We start from the raw sequence: 3,720 nt of genomic DNA, 5'->3' as shown, positions 1-3,720 counted from the left end.
CCCCCCTTCCCGCCTCCCTCGGCGCCCACGGCCGCACCGCGCCCGCCGCCTGGACGCGCACCCCGCGCGGGCGCCGCTCCGCCGCCCTGCTCGTCGCCGTCGACTGCGCGGCCGGTGCCGTCGCCGCCACCATCGGCGGCCGGCACCTGATCGCCACCGCGCTCGCCCCCGCCCTCCTCCTGCTCGTCGTCCTCAACTCCCGCGCCGGGCTGTACCGGCCCGGCCTGTCCGTCACCGCGCTCGACGAACTGCCCCCGCTGCTGCGCCGCTGCGCCGTCGCCTGGTGCGTAGTACTCGCGGTCCTGGCCGGCGTGCGGCCGGCCGGCGCGGTCGGCTGGGCCGTGCTGGCCGCGGTCGTCACCGGCCACGCGCTGCTCGCGGGCGCCGGCCGCGGCGCCGTCCACCTGCTGCTGCGCCGCTCCCGGCGCCGCCGCCCCCACTCCGCGCTGGTCGTCGGGTTCGGCCCGACCGTGCGGCGGATCGCCGCGGCGCTCCACGACCACCCCGAGTACGGGCTGCGGCCGGTCGGGCTCGTCGACCCGGGGCCCGGGCCGGCGCCGGCCGAGCCCCCCGTACCGCTCCTGGCCGCGCCCGAGGACATCACCCGGGCCGTCATCCAGAACACCGTCCTCGACGCCGTCTTCACCTGCGACCCCTACGCCGACCCCGACATCGCCGCGCTCGTCCGGCTGTTCATGGCCCAGGGCTGCACCGTGTGGCTGGTGACCGGCGACCGGCCGGCCACTCTCGGCCCGGGGCCCGGCCGGCTGCCGGACCACCTCTGGGGGTTCCCCGGCCGGCGGCTGGACCCGCCGCCCCGGCCCCGCCTCGGCTACCTCGGCAAGCGCGCCCTGGACCTCTGCGTCGCCGGGCCGGCCCTGCTGCTCACCGCCCCGCTGATGCTGGCGTGCGCGCTCGCCGTGCGGTGGTCCGACGGCCCCGGCGTGATCTTCCGTCAGGAGCGCATCGGGCGCGGCGGCCGGCCCTTCGTCGTCCTGAAGTTCCGCACCCTGCGCCCCGCCGACGAGCACGAGTCGGCGACGCTGTGGAACGTCGCCGACGACGAGCGGATGAGCCCCGTCGGCCGGCTGCTGCGGCGCACCTCCCTCGACGAGCTCCCGCAGCTGTGGAACGTGGTGCGCGGCGACATGAGCCTGGTCGGCCCGCGGCCCGAGCGGCCCTACTTCGTACGCCGGTTCGCCGAGGCGCACCCGGGGTACGAGGCCCGCCACCGGATGCCGGTCGGGATCACCGGCCTCGCCCAGGTCCACGGGCTGCGCGGGGACACCTCCATCGAGGACCGGGCCCGCTTCGACAACCACTACATCGACACCTGGTCGCTGTGGCAGGACGTGCGCATCCTGCTGCGCACGGCCGGCTCCTTCTTCCGGGGCGGGGGGAGCTGATCGATGACCACGGCTCACGGCGCGGTGTCCCTCGGGGCGGGCGCGCCCACCGGCGGCGGGGCGGCCGCCCCGGGGGACGCCGGCCCGGCCGGCCCGCTCGCTCGGGTGCGCGCCCGCCTCGGCCCGGCCGCGGCGGCGCCCGCCCTGCCGGCCGTGCTGACCGTTCTGCTGATGTGCGTCCCCATGTACCGGGGCGACCCGGCCGTGCCCGCGCAGGTCACGCTCGCCGACGCCGCGTCCGGCGCGCTCGTGGCCGTCTGCGTCGCACGGCTGCTGCGCTCCCGGCGCCGGCCGCTGACCGCCGTCGCCGCGGCCGTGTTCGCGGCGCCCACGGTGGCGATCGCGGTGGCCGCCTGCGTCGCCGACGACCCCGCCGCCGCCCTCCCGGGCTTCGTCCGCCACATCCAGATCTTCGTGCTCGTGCCCGTCGCCGTGCTGCTGATGCTGCGCTCCCGGCGCGACTTCCGGCTGGTGGCGGGCGCGGTGGTGGTCGTCGCGCTGATGCAGGGAGCGGTGGGGGTCCACCAGTACGTCACCGGCACCGGCGCCTCGTACGCCGGCCGGGACATCCGGGCCGTCGGCACCTTCGGCCCCCTGGACATCATGGGCATGGCCACGGTCGTCTCCTACGGCCTCGTCGTCTCGCTCGGCGTGGCCCTGGCGCCCCCCGGCGGCTCGCGGAGGGTCGCGCGCGGGACGAGGGCCGCGGCGCTCTCCTGCGCCGCGTTCCTGGCCGTGCCGCTGGCCATGTCCTTCAGCCGCGGCTCCTGGATCGCCACGGCCGGCGCCGCCGCGGTGATGCTGCTGCTCACCGGGGCCCGGGTCGCGCTGCGCGCGCTGGTCGCCGCGGTGGCCGCGGCCGTGGTGCTGCTCGGCGGCCTCGGCGTCGGCTCCCAGGTCATCGGGGAGCGCCTCACCAGCATCACCGAGGTGGCCACCGCCCCCGACCGGTCCGTGACAGACCGGTACGCCCTGTGGGAGGCGGCCGTCGGCATGTGGCGCGAGGAACCGGCGGCCGGCGTGGGCCTCAAGGGGTTCCCCGCGCACCGCGACTCCCACGCCTCCCTGGGGCTGTCCGCCGGCAGTGACACGGCGGGCGCGGGCCTGGCGTACCGGCGGGAGCCGCTGCTCTCCCCGCACAACATGTATCTACTGCTGCTGAGCGAGCAGGGGCTGCTCGGCCTGCTCGCCCTGGGCGGCGGCTGGTGCGCGCTGCTGCTCCTCGCCCTCCGGCGCCGACCCGCCGGGCCGGGCGTCCGCGGGGGAGCGGACTGCCGGCTGGTCGCCGTCGGCCTGCTCGTCTGGCAGCTCATCGACTTCGGTTACGCGGACATCGGCGGCCCGTCCACCGTACTGACCGCGGTCGTCCTGGGCCTGACGGCCTGGTGGGCGCTGGCCCCGGCCGCGGACCGGCCCCCCGACGGGACGGCCGCTCCCCGATGAGCGAGACCGCCCCCACCGCCTCCGGCGCGGAACACACGGACCAGGCAGACCACGCGGACCACGCGGACCACAGGGATCGGACAGCGCGACCGACACGCGCGGCGCGACCGGCACGCACGGAACCCCCGGCACGTACGGCCGCCGATCCGTTCGTCGCGCGGGCCGCCGCCGTCACCGCCGTACTGACCGCCGCCGGGGCCCTGCTCGGCCTCGGCCGCGATCAGATGATCGCCCATCTGTTCGGCGCCGACGGGGAGACCGACGCCTTCCTCGTGGCCTGGACCGTGCCCGAGGTCGCGGCGACGCTGCTGATCGAGGACGCCATGGCGCTGGTGATGATCCCGGCGTTCAGCCTCGCCCTCTCCCGGCGGGCGGCGCGCGGCGCCGGGCACCCCGACCCCGTGCGCCGGCTGCTGGTCTCCACCGCGCCCCGGCTGTTCGTGGCCCTGGCCTGCTGCGCCGCCCTGCTGGTGGTCGGCGCCCCGCTGCTCGTACGGGGGCTCGCGCCGGGCCTCGCCGACCCCGAACTGGCCATCACCTGCACCCGTCTGACGGCGGTCACCGTGCTCACCTTCGGGGTCACCGGCTACCTCAGCGCCGCCCTCCGCGCGCACCAGCGGTTCGTACCCCCCGCCGCGATCTACTGCGCGTACAACCTCGGCATCCTCACCTCCGTACTGGTGCTGCACGGTCTCTGGGGGGTGCGGGCGGCCGCCGTGGGGGTCGCCGTCGGCAGCGTGCTGATGGTGCTGGTGCAACTGCCCGCCGCCTTGCGGCAGCTGCCGGCCCGAGCCCCGGGACCGGCCCGAGCCCCGGCCCCAGCCCCGGCCCAGGCCCCGGCGCGGGCGTGGGCGCGGGCGTGGGCCGGGGC

Annotated in this window: 3 protein-coding genes; all 3 read left to right on the top strand. The window is 77.8% G+C overall.

Annotated elements, in window-relative coordinates:
- Positions 1-149 precede the first annotated feature (149 nt).
- The gene (locus tag ACSNOD_RS29540) at positions 150-1,406 is read left to right on the top strand and encodes a sugar transferase (protein ID WP_436770148.1); all 1,257 of its coding nucleotides are present in this window, start codon (positions 150-152) and stop codon (positions 1,404-1,406) included.
- Between the two features lie 3 nt (positions 1,407-1,409).
- Positions 1,410-2,849, top strand: coding sequence for an O-antigen ligase family protein (locus tag ACSNOD_RS29535; protein WP_436770147.1), 1,440 nt, complete (start codon positions 1,410-1,412; stop codon positions 2,847-2,849).
- Positions 2,846-3,720, top strand: an 875-nt coding sequence (locus ACSNOD_RS29530) for a lipid II flippase MurJ (protein WP_436770146.1), incomplete at its 3' end; no start/stop codon positions are given. The genes ACSNOD_RS29535 and ACSNOD_RS29530, both read left to right, overlap by 4 nt.

It is taken from the genome of Streptomyces sp. URMC 123 (assembly GCF_051386515.1).
Taxonomy (GTDB): domain Bacteria; phylum Actinomycetota; class Actinomycetes; order Streptomycetales; family Streptomycetaceae; genus Streptomyces.
The sequence above is the reverse complement of the archived record's forward strand: the minus strand, read 5'-3'. Positions and strand labels throughout refer to the sequence as shown.

What these genes read in the sequence shown, in the direction of transcription:
- ACSNOD_RS29535 (WP_436770147.1), top strand. Translation starts at nt 1,410, where the DNA reads ATGACCACGGCTCACGGCGCGGTGTCCCTCGGGGCGGGCGCGCCCACC.